This is a genomic window from Coriobacteriia bacterium (genome assembly GCA_030652115.1).
Taxonomy (GTDB): Bacteria; Actinomycetota; Coriobacteriia; order Anaerosomatales; family Anaerosomataceae; genus UBA6100.
Genome location: JAUSBK010000011.1, coordinates 40,758 through 60,835 on the forward strand (window position 1 = coordinate 40,758; position 20,078 = coordinate 60,835).

The 20,078-nt window shown below is 66.9% G+C and carries 17 protein-coding genes; 7 read left to right on the forward strand and 10 right to left on the reverse strand.

The window, feature by feature from the left end:
- Positions 1-23 precede the first annotated feature (23 nt).
- The 4 genes from Q7W51_09990 to thrC form a co-directional block, all read right to left on the reverse strand.
- Positions 24-3,710: a carboxypeptidase regulatory-like domain-containing protein gene (locus Q7W51_09990; GenBank protein MDO8848700.1), complete on the reverse strand. Its 3,687-nt coding sequence runs from the start codon at positions 3,708-3,710 to the stop codon at positions 24-26.
- Between the two features lie 211 nt (positions 3,711-3,921).
- Positions 3,922-4,200, reverse strand: coding sequence for a hypothetical protein (locus Q7W51_09995; protein ID MDO8848701.1), 279 nt, complete (start codon positions 4,198-4,200; stop codon positions 3,922-3,924).
- 1 nt (position 4,201) lies between these two features.
- Positions 4,202-5,194: a hypothetical protein gene (locus tag Q7W51_10000; GenBank protein ID MDO8848702.1), complete on the reverse strand. Its 993-nt coding sequence runs from the start codon at positions 5,192-5,194 to the stop codon at positions 4,202-4,204.
- A 119-nt stretch (positions 5,195-5,313) separates the two neighbouring features.
- Positions 5,314-6,918, reverse strand: coding sequence for a threonine synthase (gene thrC, locus Q7W51_10005; GenBank protein MDO8848703.1), 1,605 nt, complete (start codon positions 6,916-6,918; stop codon positions 5,314-5,316).
- 3 nt (positions 6,919-6,921) lie between these two features.
- On the opposite strand from thrC, the gene Q7W51_10010 reads away from it, so the two are divergent.
- Complete coding sequence (locus tag Q7W51_10010) at positions 6,922-7,506, forward strand: class I SAM-dependent methyltransferase (GenBank protein ID MDO8848704.1); 585 nt, start codon at positions 6,922-6,924, stop codon at positions 7,504-7,506.
- Between the two features lie 26 nt (positions 7,507-7,532).
- On the opposite strand, the gene Q7W51_10015 is transcribed toward Q7W51_10010, so the two are convergent.
- Both Q7W51_10015 and Q7W51_10020 read right to left on the reverse strand, forming a co-directional pair.
- Entirely contained in the window at positions 7,533-7,769 is a 237-nt protein-coding gene (locus tag Q7W51_10015; GenBank protein MDO8848705.1) for a hypothetical protein, read from the reverse strand.
- Complete coding sequence (locus tag Q7W51_10020) at positions 7,769-8,296, reverse strand: GNAT family protein (GenBank protein MDO8848706.1); 528 nt, start codon at positions 8,294-8,296, stop codon at positions 7,769-7,771. The genes Q7W51_10015 and Q7W51_10020 overlap by 1 nt, the downstream gene beginning before the upstream one ends.
- Positions 8,297-8,381: 85 nt before the next feature.
- Here Q7W51_10020 and Q7W51_10025 point away from each other — a divergent pair, with 85 nt between their 5' ends.
- The 5 genes from Q7W51_10025 (at position 8,382) to Q7W51_10045 (ending at position 15,581) form a co-directional block, all read left to right on the forward strand.
- Entirely contained in the window at positions 8,382-9,563 is a 1,182-nt protein-coding gene (locus tag Q7W51_10025; GenBank protein MDO8848707.1) for a cofactor-independent phosphoglycerate mutase, read from the forward strand.
- A gap of 71 nt (positions 9,564-9,634) precedes the next feature.
- On the forward strand, positions 9,635-10,441 hold the full coding sequence (locus tag Q7W51_10030) for a Ku protein (protein ID MDO8848708.1): 807 nt from the start codon (positions 9,635-9,637) through the stop codon (positions 10,439-10,441).
- Between the two features lie 7 nt (positions 10,442-10,448).
- On the forward strand, positions 10,449-12,926 hold the full coding sequence (ligD, locus tag Q7W51_10035) for a DNA ligase D (GenBank protein ID MDO8848709.1): 2,478 nt from the start codon (positions 10,449-10,451) through the stop codon (positions 12,924-12,926).
- Between the two features lie 111 nt (positions 12,927-13,037).
- Positions 13,038-14,216, forward strand: coding sequence for a hypothetical protein (locus Q7W51_10040; protein ID MDO8848710.1), 1,179 nt, complete (start codon positions 13,038-13,040; stop codon positions 14,214-14,216).
- A gap of 111 nt (positions 14,217-14,327) precedes the next feature.
- Complete coding sequence (locus Q7W51_10045) at positions 14,328-15,581, forward strand: hypothetical protein (protein MDO8848711.1); 1,254 nt, start codon at positions 14,328-14,330, stop codon at positions 15,579-15,581.
- Between the two features lie 113 nt (positions 15,582-15,694).
- On the opposite strand, the gene Q7W51_10050 is transcribed toward Q7W51_10045, so the two are convergent.
- Positions 15,695-16,030, reverse strand: a complete 336-nt coding sequence (locus Q7W51_10050; GenBank protein MDO8848712.1) for a hypothetical protein — start codon at positions 16,028-16,030, stop codon at positions 15,695-15,697.
- A gap of 112 nt (positions 16,031-16,142) precedes the next feature.
- On the reverse strand, positions 16,143-17,141 hold the full coding sequence (locus tag Q7W51_10055; protein ID MDO8848713.1) for an EamA family transporter: 999 nt from the start codon (positions 17,139-17,141) through the stop codon (positions 16,143-16,145).
- Positions 17,142-17,215: 74 nt separating this feature from the next.
- Here Q7W51_10055 and Q7W51_10060 point away from each other — a divergent pair, with 74 nt between their 5' ends.
- The gene (locus Q7W51_10060) at positions 17,216-17,662 is read left to right on the forward strand and encodes an NUDIX hydrolase (protein MDO8848714.1); all 447 of its coding nucleotides are present in this window, start codon (positions 17,216-17,218) and stop codon (positions 17,660-17,662) included.
- A 6-nt stretch (positions 17,663-17,668) separates the two neighbouring features.
- Here Q7W51_10060 and Q7W51_10065 read toward each other — a convergent pair whose 3' ends face one another.
- A complete protein-coding gene (locus Q7W51_10065; protein ID MDO8848715.1) occupies positions 17,669-18,544 on the reverse strand; it encodes a pre-peptidase C-terminal domain-containing protein in 876 nt (291 codons plus the stop codon).
- Between the two features lie 125 nt (positions 18,545-18,669).
- The gene (locus Q7W51_10070; GenBank protein MDO8848716.1) at positions 18,670-20,025 is read right to left on the reverse strand and encodes a hypothetical protein; all 1,356 of its coding nucleotides are present in this window, start codon (positions 20,023-20,025) and stop codon (positions 18,670-18,672) included.
- Positions 20,026-20,078 lie beyond the last annotated feature (53 nt).

Below are 20,078 nucleotides of genomic sequence, written 5' to 3' on the forward strand. Positions count from 1 at the left end.
GTCGTTCATTGCAGGCAGGGCTGCTACTTGAAGAACACCAGTCCGCCGCTGTAGTCGGCCACGTACACCCGCCCCTGGCTCACCGTGACTGCGTTGCACTCTCCGGCGGTGGGAGCCAGTGCGGCCAGCTGCGGAGCGGCGGGGTCGTCCCACGCGATCTTGGCAAGGCCCGCCGCGCCGAATCCTACGTAGAACACGAGCTTACCGTCGACGAGTGTGTAGTCGGCCTTGAAAGCGCCTCCGTCGACATCCTCGTAGCCGGGCACCCACTGGAGCTTGAAGCGACCGGTCTCGACTGGCCGGTAGTCGTACACCAGCTGGCCGGTGAGGCTCTTCTTCCAGGTCTCAGTGGGCTTGGTCCCCTCGGGCAGCGGTTCGATCAGATCCGCAAGTGAGTAGCACACCACGCCGAAGCTGTCGTAGCTGAAGTAGGCGTAGTCGCCAACGACGAGAACATCGGTGGCCTGGCCGTCAGCGGCGCCGACCTTGCCGTCCTCGAGCTTGATGGGTTCGAACACCTTCACGAGGTACATGTTGCGAACGTCAGTCACATCGACCACACCCACGCCACGAGGTCCGCACGCCACGAACGCGTAGACGCGGGCCGTGTCGGGATTGGTCCACAGCGCGATCCCCGAAGCGGTGCCGAGCGGCGGCTGGAGCATACCCGCGCCGACATTGCCCACCACGAAGCCGCCCTTGGGGTTGGTCGGGTTCTTCGTGGTGTCGTAGACCGTGATGCCGTTGCTACCGTCCGCGGTGTAGGCGTAGTTGCCCTTGATGACCGCGTCGTAGGCGTGATCCTGGTACTGAAGGCCCTTCACGGTGCCCCACTCGGCGTTGTGCTCAAAGCAGTCCGTGAGCGCGAGCGGCAGCAGGACCGGCGAACCTACCGCACCAGTGCCGCTCTCAACGGCCCCGACCTTGACGCGCCTCAGTCCGAGGCTGGCGCTTCCCGTCCACACAGTGTCGGTGGCGTCATCGAACACGACGTTGGTGGCGTGCGATGCGGGATAGATCTTCGTCGTCCCGACCGTGATCGGATACTCGTCCTGCAGCGTGTTGCCTACGACGTGGACGGCGTCGGTGGCGTACCCGTCGGCATCAGTGATGTTCCACGCCGAGACACCGTGAGGACCGTCGGCAACGTAGATGTACTCATCCGAGCTCGCGATGCCCTGGGCGTGTCCGATGGACATCGTCTGAGTGGGCGATCCATCGGGCGCCGCACCGATCTCCGGGGTCGACGGGAAGTAGACCGGCACCGCGAAGCGGTCCTCCATCGCTGCGGCATTCAGATCGAAGATGTCCACGAAGTTGAAGCCGCCTGCGCCCGCGCACTCCAGCAAGTCGACCTGTCCTGCGGACGTGACGTCCATGCCGTCCATGAGCAGCAAGCTGTTGCCGTGGCCGTTGATCTCCGTCGTGGCCAGCAGGCACGGGTACTCGTACATCCACTTCGGCATCGACTCGTTGTCGCTCGGATCCCACGCCGACATGTCGAAGCTGGTGATGAACTCGAAGTCCGGCCAGTGGTTGCCGAGGATGTCATCGGTGTCGTTGTCGTAGGGCGCGCCTGCGCCCTGCCAGTTCTCCGGCGTCGCCGCGTCCTCGATGATCATCAGGCCTGCGAAGTGCTCGGTGAGGAACACCCTGCCGTCGGCCACCTCCACGTCCACCACGCCCGACTCCTTGAGCATCCCTGCGCCGAAGTAGGGGAGCAGGCTGCGCGACTGCTCGCCGGTTGGCTCGTCCGGCCCGTTAGCCGGAACAGCCGGCACGTAGCCGAGGTAGTCAGCCGTGAGGAAGGAGTCGGCTGTAGCCGTCTGGCAGCCGGTGACATCGACGGCTACCATCCCGCCGAGTGAGTACGCGATGTAGGCGATCTGCCGGGCACCGTAGTCCACCACATCGACGCCCTGCGCCTTGTAGTAGAACTTACCGTAGCGGTCGAAGTCAGCCCACGGAGTGGGCGCAACCACATCGTTCTTCATGACGTTGGTGATCTCGAAGCTGGTCTGCCGGTAGTCGGGCAGGCCCGTGAAGCTGTCCAGGAATGGCTCCCCGGTGGCGGGATCGGTGGCGACCTGCGTGGCCACGTCCATGCCACAGAACCAGTCTTCGGCTACGGACGCATCGGTGTAGAGGTTGTACCGGCCTACCTGCTCGAGCGTCGCCGGATCGAAGATGCCAAGGCCCAGGCTCCCCATCGGAACGAACAGCCGGTTGCCCACGAGGTCGATGCCCATCGGGCCGCCCCACGCGTTCTCGCCTGCGTACTGCAGCGTGTAGACCTCGGCGTCGATGGCGAGCGTGTCGTCGGCCTCAAGCACCGGACCTGTCTGTGCAAGCACGTTCGCGAGCGCCGTGCGGTGGATACCGTACCCGTAGTCGGCGATCCACAGCGTGGTGCCGTCGGTGACGAGGCCGGTGACCGGAGCGGTCGTGCTCTCGACGACGTTGCCATACAGGATGGCTCCACCGCCTTCGGTGAACGTCACGCCGTCCTTGTAGTAGTTCAGTCGGACCGCAGGCTTGAGCGCTATCGCACGCGGGTCCGTGATATCAGCCACCACGATGCCCGCGGTACCGCACGACAGCAGCGCGTAGCGGGCCATGCCCACCGCGACGACATCGATGTCGGTGATGAACCCGGGGGCGTATGCGGAGTACTGTTCACCTTTGGCGGTGCCGACAGTGGTGGCTACCAGATGGCTGCCGATGTTGAAGAGCGTCCACGTGCCGCCCTCGAATTCGAAGGTCGCGACAGCCGTTGATGAGCCGCCGACCTGGACGTTCTGTCCGAGGAACGGGTACAGGTCAGTTGGCTGCACGAATACGGAGACCTCAGACTCGGACGGCACATTGTCCGCTCCGGTCACGGATAGTTTGAAGATGAGTTCGGCGTCGGCGGCTACTTCGAGCGCACTGACGTCGGCTGTTGCCTCCGTGGAACTGACTGTCTGGAGCGGGACTTTGGGGCCGGATACCTGCGTCCACTGGTATGCGGCCGGTTCGCCCGAGAGCGTTGCGGTGAGCGTGACGGTGGACGTGCTCTGTTCGACGAAGCGCACTGGATCGGCCGCAAGCGCGTCGATCGAGACGCCGCCGGAGGCCACCCGGGAGAGTGCCACGTCGTAGACCGCGGTCTGCCCGCCGGTGATCGCTACCGGGCCGCTCGTGAAGTTGGAGTATCCGGTCCGGGTGACACTGACAGCAACCTCGCCCGCGGGGACGTTGACGATCGTGTAGATGCCGGATGAGTCGGTCAGGCCGGTGCCGCCGCCGGGAGTGACCGTCACCATGGCGGCGCTGAGCGGCGCCATGGTAGTGGCGTCAGTGACGCGGCCCGTCAACGTCCCCTTGAGCGAGATCAGCTTCACGTCGAGTGTATTGGCCCGTCCTGCCTTGACCGCGAAGCCCGTCCGCGTGAACGGGGAGTAGCCGTTGGCGGTGCACGTGACGCTGAACGTTCCCCCGGTCACGGTCATGCTGTAGCGGCCGCCGGCGTCAGTTGTGGCTCTGAACGTACCTTGGCCTCCGGTACCGGTTGCCGTGATCACGGCACCGCCGATCGGGGCGCCGCTGTCCATATCGGTGACGGTGCCCGAAAGCGTCGTAGCGCGCGCGGCCGAGGCCGGCGCTGCGAACGCGGTGAGCATGACCGCTGCCAAGACGATTGAAAGCAGGCGTCGAGAAAGTGGATGCATCGGTGTTCCCCCCTCAGAGTGTGACGTGCATCACACTGAGAGTACCGCACCGGCGCGAACGGTGGAAGCGATCTGGCCCAGAATCGTGCAGCAGTCCGTCGAACGGGCCGTTCCGGTCGTTGAGCGGATGCCGCTGGGCCCCCAGCGGCTTGCGAGCAGCAGTGTGGTTTCTGCGGCTACCGGTGTCGACCGCGTGCCGCGGGTGCGGGCACTAGTCTTGTGCCTCCGGTCGTCCGACGTCCTGAATCACGACCGGCACGCCCTCGACCTCGCGGGGGATGTTCTCGGGAATCGCCAGCGGGTTCTCGAGGCCGACGACGATCGCTGTATCGCCGTTCTCATCCCGGCCGAGTCCGACGCTCAGAACTCCGCGGAGACGCATCAGCTTCTCGGCATGACGTGTGAGCACGTCGGTCGCATGCGGGGAGTCAGGCTTGCTTCCCCCGCCGAACCAGCCGCTGATGGTGTCCAGAATGCCGCGTCGTGTCATTTCACAACCCTACGTCGAGTCCGGCAAAGACGTGCTCGATCCGATTGACGAGCGTGCTCGTCTCACTGCCTGCGAACAGCAGCCCCACTATGTTGTTCCCCAGGTCGACCACTGCCGAGCCGCTGTCGCCGCCCTGGCTCATCGCCCCGGCCATCAGCTGGTCCGAGAAACGGGCGACACGGTCGGCGCTGTAGCCCACGTCCACCGTTACGTCCACCTGCTCGATCTCACCCATGGTGAGCCCGGTCGTGCGGCCGCTCTTGCGGATGCGCATGCCCAGTTCGGCTGCGGCCTGCCCGGTGATGGCGCCGATTCCCAGGATCTCCGAGGAGACCAGTGCGGAATCGTCCGGCAGGGCGGTTGCAGCGTCGACGAGGTTCGCGGCCGACCGCTCGCTCACGACCTGCATGCGCGCACTGCTGCCTGCAAGACGGGCGAGAGCATTGAGTCCCGAGGCTACGCCCTTCGCGAAGGCGCACGAGCTGTCCCCGCCGGCCATCGTGATGGGCACGAAGCGATCGAGCGTGGCGATGCGATCGGCAGACGCCCCCCCGTCGATCGGGCCGGGCTGGAGGATCACGTCACCCGGTGCGCCGGCGTTGCAGTCGGCGAACACGTGGTTGTTGGAGAGGAGCAGGACCTGCTCGCCGCGGTGCACGACGCAGCCGAGCGTGCCTGCGGTGATAGAGGCATGGCCGATGCTCACACCGCCCTCGGCCGGTCGCCAGCGCTCGGTGGGCGCCTTGAGCGCGCGGAACGGGCCGGTCGCGACCACATCGGTCGGGAAGTCCCCGAGACGGACAGGGACCATGTCGGCAGCGGAAAGCGCCGAAACGGGCACCTTCTCGGTGACCGAGCAGACGATCGAAAGCTGGTCTGTGCGCACGCCATCGCTCACCTTGTAGCCGATGCCGGTGGCGACGACGTTCGCGCGAGCGTGTAGTTCGTCGCGAGCCGCCGCAAGCGCGTGCGTGAGTCCCTCGGATGCGAGCACCGTGCCCCCTCTCCGGGCGAGTGTACCCGAGCGGAAGCGCAGTTAGTGCGTCATAACGTGGCTGCTCTGCGGTGCGTGTAAGCGGTCGTTTCGGTGACGCTTCGGTACGGGCTCTGCCGCTACCGCGCGAACCATTCCCTGACGGCGTTCTCGATGCCCTCGCGGCCGGCGTCGACCACGGCGCCAAAGCGCTCGGGGAGCATCGCGATCTCAGCGAGGGGAGCGGGAACGGGACCTGCGTCGGGCGCGAGGCGACGGACTTCGTCGAGCAGCTCGAGCCCCGAGAGTGTGGCGGCATCGGCGGCAAGAGGCGCGGCATACGCGGTCTGTGTAAGCGCCCGGAAGACGTCTGCGCCGAACTTCGCCCAGTGGGCCGTCGAGACCACAAGCACCGGGTCCTCGCCGCGCAGACGTTCGGCCACTTCCCATGCCACCGCCGTGTGCGGGTCCATCAGGTAGCCGTACTCGTCGTAGACGCGCTTGATGATGTCGAGGCTCTCGTCGTTGGTGACCCAGTCGGCGATCATCAGCTCGCGCACCGCGGCGAACGTGTCGCGGTCCACGGTGAACCGGCGGTTCTCGGCAAGCTCGGCCATCCAGCCGCGCACCGCTTCGGCACCCGCGAGCTCGTAGAGCAGGCGCTCGAGATTGCTCGATATGAGGATGTCCATGCTCGGGCTGGGCGTGGTCACAAACGCGCGGTCCGAGATGTCGTACGTGCCGGTCGCGATGAAGTCCACGAGCACGTTGTTCTCGTTGCTCGCGCACAGCAGCCGGCCGATCGGCACACCGATGCGCCTGGCGTAGTACGCGCCTAAGATGTTGCCGAAATTGCCGGTGGGCACGCACACGTCCATCGGCGAGCCCGGCTTCACGCCGCCTTCGGCCACCATGTCGGCGTACGCGCTCACGTAGTAGGCGATCTGCGGAAGCAGCCGGCCCCAGTTGATGGAGTTCGCCGAGGAGAGCCTGAGCCCGCGCTCGGCGTGCAGTTCGGCATTGAACGCCGCATCGTTGAACGCGGCCTTGACCGCGTTCTGGCAGTCGTCGAAGTTACCGCGCACGCCAAAGACGCCCACGTTGTCCCCACGCTGGGTGACCATCTGGAGGCGCTGGATGTCGGAGACGCCGCCAGCAGGGTAGAAGACCACGATTCCCGTATGTGCCCGGTCGGCGAAACCCTCCAGCGCGGCCTTGCCGGTGTCGCCTGATGTCGCCACGAGCACGAGATAGTCGTCGGCGAGTCCGCCGGAGGCCTGCATGCGATCCACCGCTTCGGAGAAGAAGAGCGGCATGCACTGGAGGGCCATGTCCTTGAAGGCACTCGTGGGACCGTGCCAGAGTTCGAGAATGTGGGTGTCGGCGACGACCTCCACGACCGGCGCGATGCGTTCGTCGTCCCACTGGGAGCCGTATGCGGACTGCACAAGCGCAGCGATGCGCTCTTCCGGAACGTCCACGCCGAAGCGTGCGAAGACGGCGGCGGCGCGGCGCCAGTACGGCTGGCCGGCGAGCTCGAGTATCTCGGGCAGCGTGAACGACGGGAGCCGCTCCGGCACGTAGAGTCCGCCGCCCGGCGCGATGCCGCGCACCACGACCTCGCTGAACGTGGGCCGCGAGTCGTCGAGACCACGGCTATCGATGTAGGTGACCGGCTGCATAGTGACACGCATCGTACCAAATGGGACGACGTGTGCGAGAATCGGCGCAACGCGAGGAGGCACGCAATGGCGCACCTGAAGTTCGATATGGCTAAGCTTGAGCGGCTGAATGACCCGGGCAGGTTCGACACGCTGCCGCCTGACGTGTTCTGGTCGGCGCTCGGCTCGCTCTCGGGCGCACACACCATCGTGGAGATCGGCGCGGGCACCGGGCTGTTCGCCGCCGCCTTCGCCGCGCGTGCGCCGGAGGCGACCGTCTACGCGGCCGACACGGCAGACCTGATGCTGGAGTGGATGCGCGAGCATCGGCCCGAGGTGGCCGAAGGCCGTGTGGTGCCGATCAAGGCGGCCGAGACGCACGTCCCTCTCGCCGACGGTGTCGCGGACGCCGTCTACATGATCAACCTGCACCACGAACTCGCAGACCCTGCTGCGTCGTACGGCGAGGCGTTCCGGCTGCTCAGGCCGGGCGGACGACTGCTTGTGGCCGACTGGGCGCCGCGCGACACGCCGAAGGGGCCTCCGCAGGAGGTGCGCGTCACCGCCGGCGAGCTGGAGGCGCTGCTCCTCGCGGCAGGATTCACCGGGATTGCAATCGACGATACGACGCTCGTGTGGCATCTTATGGCCACGGCGATCCGTCCGGAGTAGCGGCTGCAGCGCGCGGTGCGTGTGCGTCAGTCGTGCGTGCCGAGCGAGGCGGAAAGCCCCCGCCCCACGATCGCGCTGTTCAGCTGGTCGCACAGCCGCAGGCGCGTGTAGCGCCCGGGCGGCAGGCCGTTCACGACGTCCATCGCCTCGGCTGGCAGGTCGAACGTCTCGGCGCGGACGATGGCATCCAGCTGCGTGACGACCTTCGTATCGCGGTAGAGCGAGTCGAGCCAGCGGCGTATCTGCTCGCGATCGTCCTCCATCAGCCCTCGAACTCCCCGGCGAGCAGGTCCATGAGCAGTCCGTCGTGCCACGCCCCGGTGATGTCTCGCTCGTACGCGCGCATCACACCCACGGGCCTGAAGCCGACCTTCTCGTAAACGCGGATGGCGCGCGCATTGTCCGTTGCCGGGTCGATCGTGATGCGATGGTGGCCGCGCTCATCGATGAGGTACCGGATGAGCCGCTTGAGCGCCTTCGTGCCGAGCCCGCGGTCCTGGTACGCCTCGCCCAGCGTGACGTCGACGCCCGCGCTCTTGTAGTCGGGGTCGGGGACTTCATGGAACTGCAGAATGCCGGCGAATGCTCCGTCGACGATCACGAGGTACGTGTACGCCCACGCCGGATCGAAGAAGTCGCGCTCCAGCTTCTCGGCGTCGTACGCGCCCCACCACCGCGCCACCCCGGGCTCCCGGAGCAGGGCGAGCATCGCTTCGGCGTCGGCGCGCCGAAGCGGGCGGAGCTCGAAGCCATCACCTTGGAGGATGGGCAGTCCGGCGTTGAAGTCCATGGGTCTCCCGGCTCGTCGGTTTGTGCGGAGGGCACGCAGGCAGGTACGATTCTACCGCCCGCACGGTGATGCAAGGAGGGGACCTTTGAAGCACGTCATCCTGATCCTCGACGGCGCGGCCGGCTGGCCTCTCGATGAGCTGGGCTCCCGCACCACGCTGGGCTACGCGAATACTCCCAACCTCGACGCGATCGCCGCTGCCGGCATGGTGGGTCTCGCCCAGACCGTCCCACCGGGAGCGGAGCCGTCCTCCTCGGCAGCGTGCACGTCGATCCTCGGCTACGACCCGATCGCCAACTACGTGGGCCGAGGCGCGATCGAGGCGGCGAGCATGGGGATCTCGCTTGCCGACGACGAGGTCGCGCTCCGCATGAACACCGTGAGCATCACCGACGGCGTCATGACCTCGTACGCGTGCGGACACATCACCACCAACGAGTCGCGGGCGATCGTCTCCGAGCTCGGCGAGGCGCTCGGCGACGGAACCTTCACCTTCTATCCGGGGGTCGCGTACCGCCACATCCTCGTGGTGAAGGGCCATCCGGAGTTGCTCGAGTGTGCGTACACGCCGCCGCACGACATCAGCGACCAGCCCATTGCCGACAAGACGCCGCAGGGGGAGGGCGCAGGGCTGCTCGCCGATCTCATGGAGCGTGCGCGACCGGTGCTCGCCACCTCGGCGGTGAACGCCGCGCGTATCGCACGTGGTGGGCTTCCCGCCACCGACATCTGGCCGTTCTGGCCGGGCGCCGCGCCGAAGGGCCTTACGCCATTCGGCGAGTTGCGCGGCATCCCGGCGGCCATGACCTCCGGCGTGGACCTGCTGAACGGCCTCGCGGTGCTCTTCGGCATCGACCGGCTGGATATCCCCGGCGTGAGCGACGGGCCGGACAACGACTACCGCGCGCAGATCGAAGGCGCACTCGCGGCGCTCGATGACCACGATCTGGTGATCGTGCACGTGGAGTCGCCGGACGAAGAGGGCCACGCCGGCAACGTGGAGGGCAAGATCGCCGCCATCGAGGCGATCGACCGGGAGATGGCGAGCGTGCTGCGCGACCGGCTCGGCGAGCTGCGCGTGCTTGCGATGCCCGACCACCCCACGCCCATCGAGCTCAAGACGCACGTGGGAGAAGCGGTCCCCTTCGTGCTCGCAGGCCCCGAAATCGGCGTGAACGGCGGCGTCGGGTTCCGCGAGACCGCCGCTGCGGCCACCGGGCTTGTGGTCGACCCCGGCCGCCGCGTGGTGGACCTGCTCCTCGGCTAGCGCGTCCGCGTGACCCGCGCAGCCTCCACGGGTATCTCCTGGTTCAGACCCCGAACCGGGAGGTTGTGCGCATGCCACGCTCCATCTGGACCGGCGACATCAGCTTTGGCCTCGTGACCATCCCTGTGGAGGTCCGTCCCGCCGAGGAACCCCGCGAACTCGCCTTCCACCAGCTCGATCGTCGCGACATGGCGCCGGTGAAGCAGCGGCGCGTGAACGCCGCCACCGGCGAAGAGGTGCCGTGGGAGGAGGTCGTGAAGGGCTACGAGTACGAGCCGGGCCAATACGTGGTGGTCACCGACGACGATCTCGCGGCCGCAAACGTGAAGGCCACGCGCACGATCGACATCGTGTCGATGGTGAAGGCCGAGGAGATCGCGCTCAGCTACTTCGACAAGCCCTACTTCCTCACGCCGGCGACCACCGCCGCACGAAAGGCGTACGCGATCCTGCGCGAGACGCTCGCACGCTCGGGCTACATCGCGCTCGCCTACGTGGTGATTCGCACGAAGCAGCGTGTGGCTGCTCTCGTTCCAACGGGCGACGCGCTCATGCTCGAGATCCTGCGCTACCCGCACGAACTGCGCTCCACCGAAGGGCTCGACCTGCCTTCGGCGGACCTGAAGACGCTCGGCGTGACCGACAAGGAGGTCGCACTCGCGGGGCAGCTCGTGGAGGCGATGGTCGAGCCGTTCGATCCGTCCAAGCTCACCGACAGCTACCGCGACGACGTGCTCGATCTCATCGAGCGCAAGGTCACGACCGGCGAGGTGACCGCGGTCGCGGCGCCTGCCGAGGTGCCGCAGAGCGAAGGTGGGGAGGTCATCGACATGATGGCGCTCCTGAAGCGCAGTCTCGAGGTTGCGAAGGGGGCGTAGGCCGCCGATGCCGCTGGATCGCTACCGCGAGAAGCGCGACTTCGCGCGCACGCCCGAGCCTGACGGCGGCACCGCAGCGCCGGCCGACGCGCCGCGCTTCGTGATCCAGAAGCATGCTGCCTCGCGCCTGCACTACGACTTCCGTCTCGAGATGGAGGGCGTGCTGCGTTCGTGGGCCGTGCCGAAGGGGCCGAGCTTCGACACCACCGAGAAGCACCTCGCCGTGGAGGTAGAGGACCACCCGATCGAGTACGGGAGCTTCGAAGGCACGATCCCGGCAGGCGAGTACGGCGGCGGCACGGTGATGCTGTGGGACTTCGGCACCTACACGCCGCGGGGCGACGCGCTGGAGATGTACCGTGCGGGCAACCTCAAGATCGACCTGCACGGCCACAAGCTCGAAGGCGGCTTCGCGCTCGTGCGCATGAAGCGCCGGCCGAAGGAGACCAAAGACAGCTGGCTCCTCATCAAGGAGCGCGACGCGCGCGTTCGGCCGCACGCCGAGTACGACGTGCTCGCGGCGCTCCCGCTCTCGGCCAAAACCGGTCGCAGCATGGAGGAGATCGCTGCCGCGGGTGTCGAGACGCCCGCCGAGGGGGACGACGCCGACCCGTCACAAGCGCCCGGCGCCCTCAGCGCGCCGATGCCCGAGACGTTCGCTCCGGAGCTCGCGACGAAGGTCGCCCGCGTGCCGGCGGGCGCGGAGTGGCTCCACGAGATCAAGCTCGACGGCTACCGTGCGCTCGTGCGCGTTGAAGGCGACGACGTCCGCTTCTTCACCCGCAACGGCATCGACTGGACGACGCGCTTCGCTGCGCTCGTGGAGCCGGTGCGCGCGCTCGGCCTCAGCAGCGCCTGGCTCGACGGCGAGGTGACCGTGCTCATGCCGGACGGCCGCACCAGCTTCGGCGCGCTCACGGCCGAGCTCAAGCGCGGCTCGGCGGCCGACCTCACCTACCACGTCTTCGACCTGCCGTACCTCGGCGGCTACGACCTGCGCGGAGCGCCGCTGCGCGATCGCAAGCGTCTGCTCGAGCACGTGCTCGCTCCCGCCGGTCCGCGGGTGCGCTACGTGGGCCACGTGGCGGGCGAGGGCGAAGCGTTCCATCGGCAGACGTGCGCGTTCGAGCTCGAGGGGTCGGTGGCCAAGCGCGCTGACAGCGTTTACCGCGCCGGCCGCGGGCGCGACTGGCAGAAGCGCAAGTGCACCGGCCGCGAGGACTTCGTAGTGGTCGGCTACACCGTGCCTTCGGACGGCACGCCGGGTGTCGGCGCGCTCGCGCTTGCCGCGCGCTCGTCGGCTGGCGTGCTCGCGTACGCGGGGCGCGTGGGCACCGGCTGGAACGCCGAAGAGTCGCGGGCGCTCCGCACGCGCCTGGAGGCGATCGCGAGCGACGGGCCGTCACTCGACGTGCCCGCAGCAGACCGCACCGGCGTCATGTGGGTGCGGCCCGAGCTTGCCGTGGAGGTCGCGTTCGCCGAGTGGACCGCCTCGGGTGTGGTGCGTCACGCGTCCTTCGAGGGCGTTCGGGAGGACCTCGGCACACTGCAGGCGGCTGCGCCCGACACCGTCGCCGGCGTCAAGCTCACGCATCCCGACAAGCTGCTCTTCGCCGGCCTCGGCGTGACCAAGCGCGAGCTGGCGGCGTACTACGAGCGCCAGGCCGAGTGGATGCTCCCGCATCTCGAGAACCGGCCGCTCGTGCTCGTGCGCTGTCCGCACGGCGCGGACACGAAGTGCTTCTACCAGAAGAACACCGAAACGGGCTTCCCCGCGAGCATCGGGCACGTGGTCGTGCAGCACGACGACGGCCCGGTCTCCTATGCGCTCGCCGGTTCGGCCGAGGCGCTGGTCGCGCTCGTGCAGCTCGGCGTGCTGGAGATCCACACTTGGGGGTCGCTCGCCGACGACGTGGAGCGTCCCGATCGGCTGATCCTCGACCTGGACCCCGGCCCGGACGTTGCATGGGAGGCTGTGCGCGACGCGGCGCTGCTCGTGCGCGAGCATCTCGAGGCGCTCGGGGCGACGGCCTTCGCCAAGACCACCGGCGGCAAGGGGCTTCACGTGGTGACGCCGTTGCTGCGCACGGCCGACTGGACGCGCGCGCGCGACGTGGCGAAGGCGATCGCCGAGGCTGTGGCGGCCAGCGCGCCCGACCGCTTCACCACCAATCCGCTCAAGAAGCACCGGCAGGGCCGGATCTTCATCGACTACATGCGCAACACGCGGGGCGCGACCGCGGTCGCCGCATTCTCCACGCGGGCCCGCGGACAGGCACCGGTGTCGGTGCCGATCCGCTGGGACGAGCTGCGCGCAGGGGTTCGGAGCGACGGCTACGACATCCGGAGCGTGCCGCACCGGCTCGCGGCGCTTGGCACGGACCCGTGGGTGGGCTACGACGAGGCCGCGGTGGACCCTGCCGCGCTCGCGCGGGCATTCGGCCTGGCAGAAGAGCCGAAACTGCCGCTCATCGACGAGGTGTGAGCACCGCCAACTGGTCTGCCGCCTGTCCGCTGCGCGGGCAGCATGGCATCGATGCTGCTATAATCTGGTGTTGTGCAGCTTTGCCAATCGCCCTGGAGGTATTCGTAGCCTATGTTGAAGCCGTCTCCAGCGGGTTTCGTCGCGCGCCTGGCGCGCATCTCACGTCTCACAGCCGCCGTTGCGCTTGCGTGCGCGCTGCTCGCGCCGGGGATCGCCTCGGCGGCCACCGCGCCGCCCTTCGTGGCCGAGATCATCATCAGTGATGACGTCATGCGTGCATCCGGATCACTCTCGGCTGCCGACATCCAGGCCTTCCTCGAGCGGTACACCGGCGTGCTCGACACCACGCTCGCAGCGCGCCACTCGGACGGGACGATGCAGCCCGTGTCGCTGCTCATCTGGGAGGTATCCCAGGAGTTCAACATCAACCCGAAGGTGCTGCTCACGATGCTCCAGAAGGAGCAGAGCCTGATCACCAAGACCGCCCCGTCGCAGACCACGCTCGACTGGGCGCTCGGCTTCGGCTGCTACGACGGCTCGACGCCCGAGACCCGCAATCCGATCTACTGCGGCCTCGGCAACCAGATCTGGTATGCGGCGCGCGCGCTCGATAGCTACGCCGAGACTTCGTGGACGCCCGGTCTCAAGCGGACGATCTGCATCAACTGCGTCACGCAGCCGTACACGCCGAACACCGAGTTCGTGCCGCAGAACCTCGCAACGTACAAGCTCTACGTGTACACGCCGCACTCGCACGGTCCCACCTCGGACATCTACGGCGGCAACTACTTGTTCTGGACGATCTACTGGAAGTACTTCGACGAGGGGCCGCTCGCCGATCCTTCGGTGAAGCCCGTGTACCGCTTCTTCAACAAGGCCAACGGCAGCCACTTCTACACCGCCTCGGAGACCGAGCGCTACACGGTCATTCGGCAGTGGGCGGCCACGTACACGTTCGAAGGCCCGGCCTACTGGGTGAACACCGCGAATCCGGCAAACGCCGTGGCGCTCTACCGCTTCTACAACAAGAAGAACGGCAGCCACTTCTACACCGCGTCTGCCGAAGAAGCGGACAACGTGATCGCCAGGTACGCGGCCACGTACACGTTCGAGGGCCCGGTCTACAACGTGTCGATGAACGCCGAGAACGGTACGCCGATGTACCGCTTCTTCAACAAGAAGAACGGCAGCCATTTCTACACCACGTCGGCCGAGGAACGGGACAGCGTCATCGCCAAGTACCCGTCTACCTTCGCCTACGAGGGTGTCGCCTACTTTATCGGGAACTAGCCGGCTGTCCGTCGGGCGACGCCGCTGACCTGCGGCGTTCGCGCCGCACTTGGGCGGCTGGTATGCTCTTAGCCCGTGGTCCGGCCCCTGACCACCCGTGGAGGTCGCAGCATGATGTTGAAGCTCACTCCCGCCAGCAAGCCCGCGCCGTCATTCGGCCGCTTCGTCTTCTCCCTGGCGCTCGTCCTCGCGCTGGTGGCTCCGGGCGTTGCGCTCGGCGCCTATCCCGGCGCGGAGGGCTACTTCCCGCCCGGCTACGATCCGGCCAACTATGCGCCCAACTACAACCCGTACATCATCATCTCGGACGACAACTGGCGCGCCGCCACGTCGATGTCCGAGGCCGACATCCAGGCCTTCCTCGAGGTCAACAACAGCGTGCTCAAGGACTACTACTGTGCCGAGGGCGGACCGAACGGGGCGCACAGCCCCGTCGTCAAGCGCGCTTCCACGATCATCGCCGAGGCTGCCCTGTACTGGAACGTCACGCCGAAGCTCATCCTGGCGACCCTCGAGAAGGAGCAGTCGCTCATCACGCAGGCCTGGCATACGGGCACGTACGACGGGCCCTACCCGATGCCGGCGGGAACCACGCACAGCACGTGGTACCACATCATCAACGCGATGGGCGTCGGCTGCTATCCAGGCTCGCCGGACACGCACCCCGGATTTGGCGATCAGGTCTGGACCGGCACCCAGAAGCTCGGCTCGGCGCCCACCGATACGAGCTCTCCGTACTACTGGACGCCGGGCAAAGTGAAGAACGTCTACAGCTATCCGAGCGCGGCGCGCGTCGACATCGTGCCGATGAATCAGCCTACCTGGAACGCGTACACGTACACGCCATACTTCCCGCAGATCAGCGTGTGGAACATCTACAGCCGGTTCTTCGGCGATCCGCTCGCGTATCCCGGCAAGGCGCCTATCTACCGCTTTTACAACGTGAAGAACGGCAGCCACTTCTACACGACCTCGGAGGCCGAGCGGTACGCGGTCATCAGCAAGTGGTCGTCCACGTATCGCTTCGAAGGCGCGGCCTACTCCATCAACACCACATCGCCGGTGATGACTCAGCCGCTCTACCGCTTCTACAACAAGACCAACGGCACGCACTTCTACACGGCGTCGCTCGACGAGGCCAACTTCGTGATGGCCAACTGGTCACGCACCTACGCATATGAGGGACCGGCGTACTTCGTGTCGCTGAACGCTGCAGACTGCGTCCCTGTCTACCGCTTCTACAACGTGCGTAGCAAGAGCCACTTCTACACGATCTCGCTGCAGGAGGCGGATATGGTGATCGCCACCTGGTCGAACGTCTACGCGTACGAAGGCGTCGCGTACTTCGTGGCGCTCGGCAATTAGCACGGCCCCGGCGTGGCCGGGGCGCTTCCGAGGACCTCAGATACGGGCGCAGGGCGGGACCGGTGATCCGGTCCCGCCCTGCTCGCGAGGGAGGGAAGGGTAGGGAGGGGGGTCTACCCTTGAGGGGCTGTGGTCGCCTGGCCGTTCAGGGCCGCGACGATGGCGGTGTACTGATCCGGGTCGATCTCGCCGCGGGCCAGTCGCTCACGAGCGATGGCGAGCGCGGCATCCTCGGAGAGGATGGTCGGCTGCGCTGAGGGAACGGCCGCCGAACCGCTCGGCGACTTGCGGGCGATGGCCCAGATGATGACTGCCACGACGACCGCCGCGATCACGACGAATCCGATGAGCGCCGCGATGCCGAACCCGCCGAAGCTGTTCATGCCGAGCGGAGCTCCGCCCATCATGCGCTGTCCGCCTGCGATCGCCTCGCCGTACTGAGTGAACATGGTGTGTCTCCTTTCGTGGGCACGTCAGGAGTATCTCCAGCCCGTGTGCGCTCGCTGTGCGACGCGCGTGGAGATGTCGTGGAGGTCGGTGGCTCGACTTAGAGCGTGTCGCTCAGGAGCCGGACGCATCCACTTCGGCGGCGGCGGACTCGGCCTCCGGTACCGGCGCGGACAGCACGCCGGGGCGGGAGGGAGCGCTCGTCGTAAGCGCGACGCCGGCCACGATGATCGCCATGCCTGCCAGCACCCATCCGTCGATCGGCTCAGGCGGCACGAGCCCGATGCGACCCGCCACCCATCCAAGGAAGACAGCGATGACGGGGTTCACGTACGCGTACGTCATCACCTTCGAGGCAGGCGCGTGCCGCAGGAGCCACACGAATGCGGTGAACGCGATACAGCTGCCGAAGATGATGAGGTATGCCAGCGCGAGCGCGCCCGATGTGCTCAGCGTGAACGCGGGCCACTCGCCCTTGACGGTGCCGATCACGAGCAGGACCGCGCCCGCGGTGAGCATCTCGTAGCCGGTCGCCACGAGGGCATCGGACTTGATCGGGCGTCGCTTGGAGAGGATGGAACCCGCCGACCACAGCCAGGTGCCGACGATCTGGGTTGCGACTCCGATCAGCTCACGCGGCGTGCCGGCTATCCCCGTGAGACGCGGCGCCATGAGCACGCCAAGGCCCGCGAAGCCGACCACGAGCCCCACGTATCCGCGCGCCGACGGGCGATCCATCCCGGGGATCATCGACTCGGCGAGCGCGACCCACAGAGGGAGCAGTGCCACGATCAGCGCGGCGAGCCCCGAGGGTATGGAGCGCTCCGAGAGGAAGGTCGAGTACATACCCCCGACGAGGAGCAGGATGCCGACGGTGGCGATGATGCGGTACTCATCGAAGGCGATCCGAAGGCGCGCGCCCCGCGCGCGGGCGAACGCGAGCAGCAGCAGACCGGCGGGTACGAGGCGCATGCCCGCGAACAGGGCCGGGGGCATGTCTGCCTCGAGCCCGATGCGGATGGCGAGGTACGTCGACCCCCACACCACGTAGAGCGCGGCGAACGCGGCGATGAGCTTTGCGCGATGGGACCACCGAAGGGGGTTGAGTGTCACGCCGGCTCCTCGTCAGGACAGGTCATGCCAGGATACGCCCGGGTGCCTGCGTTCGGAAGCCTCGGGCACAACGGTTGCGCTACACTCGGCGCATGTACGCCTACCACTTTCCGAGACCCGCGCTCACCGCTGACACCGTCGCCATCCGCGGCGAGGCAGGCGCACGCGAGGTACTGCTCATCCTTCGCGGTCACGGCCCGTTCAAGGGCGAGTGGGCGCTCCCCGGCGGATTCGTAGACGAGTACGAGCAGGCCGAGGACGCGGCGCGCCGCGAGTTCGCCGAGGAGACCGGCGTGGTCTGGGACGGCGAGCTCACGATCGTCGGCGTCTTCGGCAAGCGCGGACGCGACCCGCGCGGCTGGACGGTCGCCACCGCGTGGCTCGCGCGCGTGGGCGACGCCGAGCTCTCACCCGTGGCCGGAGATGACGCCGCCGAGGTCTCCTGGCACCCCGTGGACGCGCTACCGCCCGTGGCGTTCGATCACCACGAGGTCATCGAGGCGGCGCTCAAGCTGCTCTAGCGCGCGCTACAGGCCGAGGTAGAAAGCCGGACCCTCGAGGCGGTAGACGTTCGACCATTGCAGTATCACTGCGTTCGCCTCGTCGAGCGACGCCGTGAAGAAGTGGCTTCCGTTCCGCATGTTGTAGAAGCGGTAGACCGCCGTCTTGCCCGCCTCGACAGCGGGCGTCACCTTGTACGTCTCGCCCTCGTAGGTGAAGACGTTCGAGTACGCGGCGATCACGCGGTCGCGCTCGTCGGCCGATGCGGTGTAGAAGTGGCTCCCGTTGCGACGGTTGTAGAAACGGTAGAGCGGCTGGGTGTTCTTCGACGCCCTCGTGTAGTACGCGATCCCTTCGTAGCTGAACACGTTCGCGTAGTTCGCCAGTACCGAGTTCGCCTCGTCGAGCGACGGGGTGTAGAAGTGCGTGCCTGTGCGGACGTTGTAGAAGCGGTAGATGGAGACGAGGGGCTCCGGCAGGACCGACCAGCTGAGGGTGGTGTTGGCAGTGCCCTCGGAAGCGTAGACCTCGATGTAGTAGGTGCCCGCTGTGGGGGCGGTGTAGGTGATCGTCTCGGGATAGTAGGCGGGGAGCGCCGATTTGGCGACTGCGGACGCGTGGTTCGGGACGCCCGCTGGCGTGCCGGGGCCATACAGATACAGGTCGAAGTCGCTGAGCGGTTCGCTCGATGCGAGGCTCAACACAAGCGTCTCTGCGACGCCGAGCTGGACGTAGTAGACGTCACGCGCATCGGTCGTCGCGTCAAGCGAGCCCGCGATCGGAGAGGCTGACAGGGCGTCACCCGGTAGGGAGTCGTCGGTGGCCGCAAAGGCTGCCGGGACCGTCGCCAGGACGAAGAGCGTTGCGAGGAGGAGGACGGTCCACGGAGTACTGCGCGTCATCGGCGGGCCTTTCATCGGCGTGGGTCTGCGGCGTACGAGCGCTGCTCCTCGTAATCCTAGGGGGTCAGGGCGATACGGGCAACGCGCGGGTCGTGCGAGACCAGCGCCAAACGCAACTGGCGACGCTACTGGCCGATCCAGAACGCGGCCCCTTCGAAGCGGTACACGCTCGGCCAGGTTGCGATAACCATGTCCGCCTCTTCTGCCGAGGCGGTGTAGAAGTGGCTGCCGTTGCGCAGGTTGTAGAAGCGATAGACCGGCGAGCTGCCTGCCACCGGCGCCGGGTTCACGGCGTAGGTCTGACCGTCGAGGGTGTAGGTGGCCGAATAGCGCAGCAGGATGGTGTTCGCTTCGTCAAGGCTTGCTGTGTAGAAGTGGCTCTTGCTCACCCGGTTGTAGAAGCGGTAGAGCGGCTGTGTGTTGTTGGCGGGATTCGTATAGTACGCAACGCCTTCGTACCGGAACACGTTCGACCAGGTGGCGAGGACCATGTTCGCCTCGTCGAGCGACGGCGTGAAGAAGTGCGTGTTGTTGGTGAAGTTGTAGAAGCGGTAGACGGGCGAGGAGACCTTCCAGGAGAGGTACGCTTCGCCCTGCTCGTGAGTTGCGGCGAACTCGTAGATGTCCACGTAGTAGTAGCCGGACGAAGGGACGCCGTATGTGATGGTCTTGGGGAAGATGGTGCCTTCCGCGCCCGCGATAGCCGCCTCGTCCCAGACGTTCGCGGTGCCGGGTGCGTAGAGATAGAGGTTCGGGTAGAAGCCCGCGGTGAACGTGCTGCCGCGTGTGAGCGAGAGGGTGAGAACGTCTCCGGCGTTGAGCCAGACGCGGTAGACGTCGTCCCAGTCGCTGTAGGAGTCGAGCCAGGTCTGGACTCGCGTGGGCGGGATGGGAACCGCCGGGACGTTGTCGTCCGGCGACTCGAACAGGCCGTACAGCTCGTAGGTGCCCGATCCCGAGACGGCCTGCACCCCGATCGACCAGATGCCTGCCACATTGGCGATGCCCGAGATCCACTCATCGGCGCCGAGGTCGTTGCCGTCATCGTCTTGGGCCGGAAGCCCGGCGGGGTCGTAGAGGAACAGGTCGAAGTTCGCGTCCACATCGGGTCCGTAGAGCTCGAAGTCGACCGCTTCTCCAGCTTCAAGGTAGATGGTGAAGTAGTTCCAATTGATGCCGGCCGTATCGACGGTGCCAATGATCGGTTCCTGCCACGCGTCGATCCACTGCACGGGGTCGCCCGGGAAGGTATCCGCTGCCAGCGCGCTGATATCGCCGGAGGTCTGAGGCAGTGGCTTGCCTGACGGTGGCGTACCACCGGTGGGCGTGAACGAGGAGCCCGTCGGCGGGGCTGTCACGTCGATGCCGAGATCGAGGGATGGAGCGGTCCGGACCGGTCTCGCGAGTGCGGCCGAGGGTGCGATCGCGACGGCTACGATGAGCGCGACTGCACACGCGGTGCTGAGCATCTTGCGATTCATGTTGCACATCCCTAGCTCAGGCAGCGATCGGTCGGTCGCCGGGGGCTGAGCGC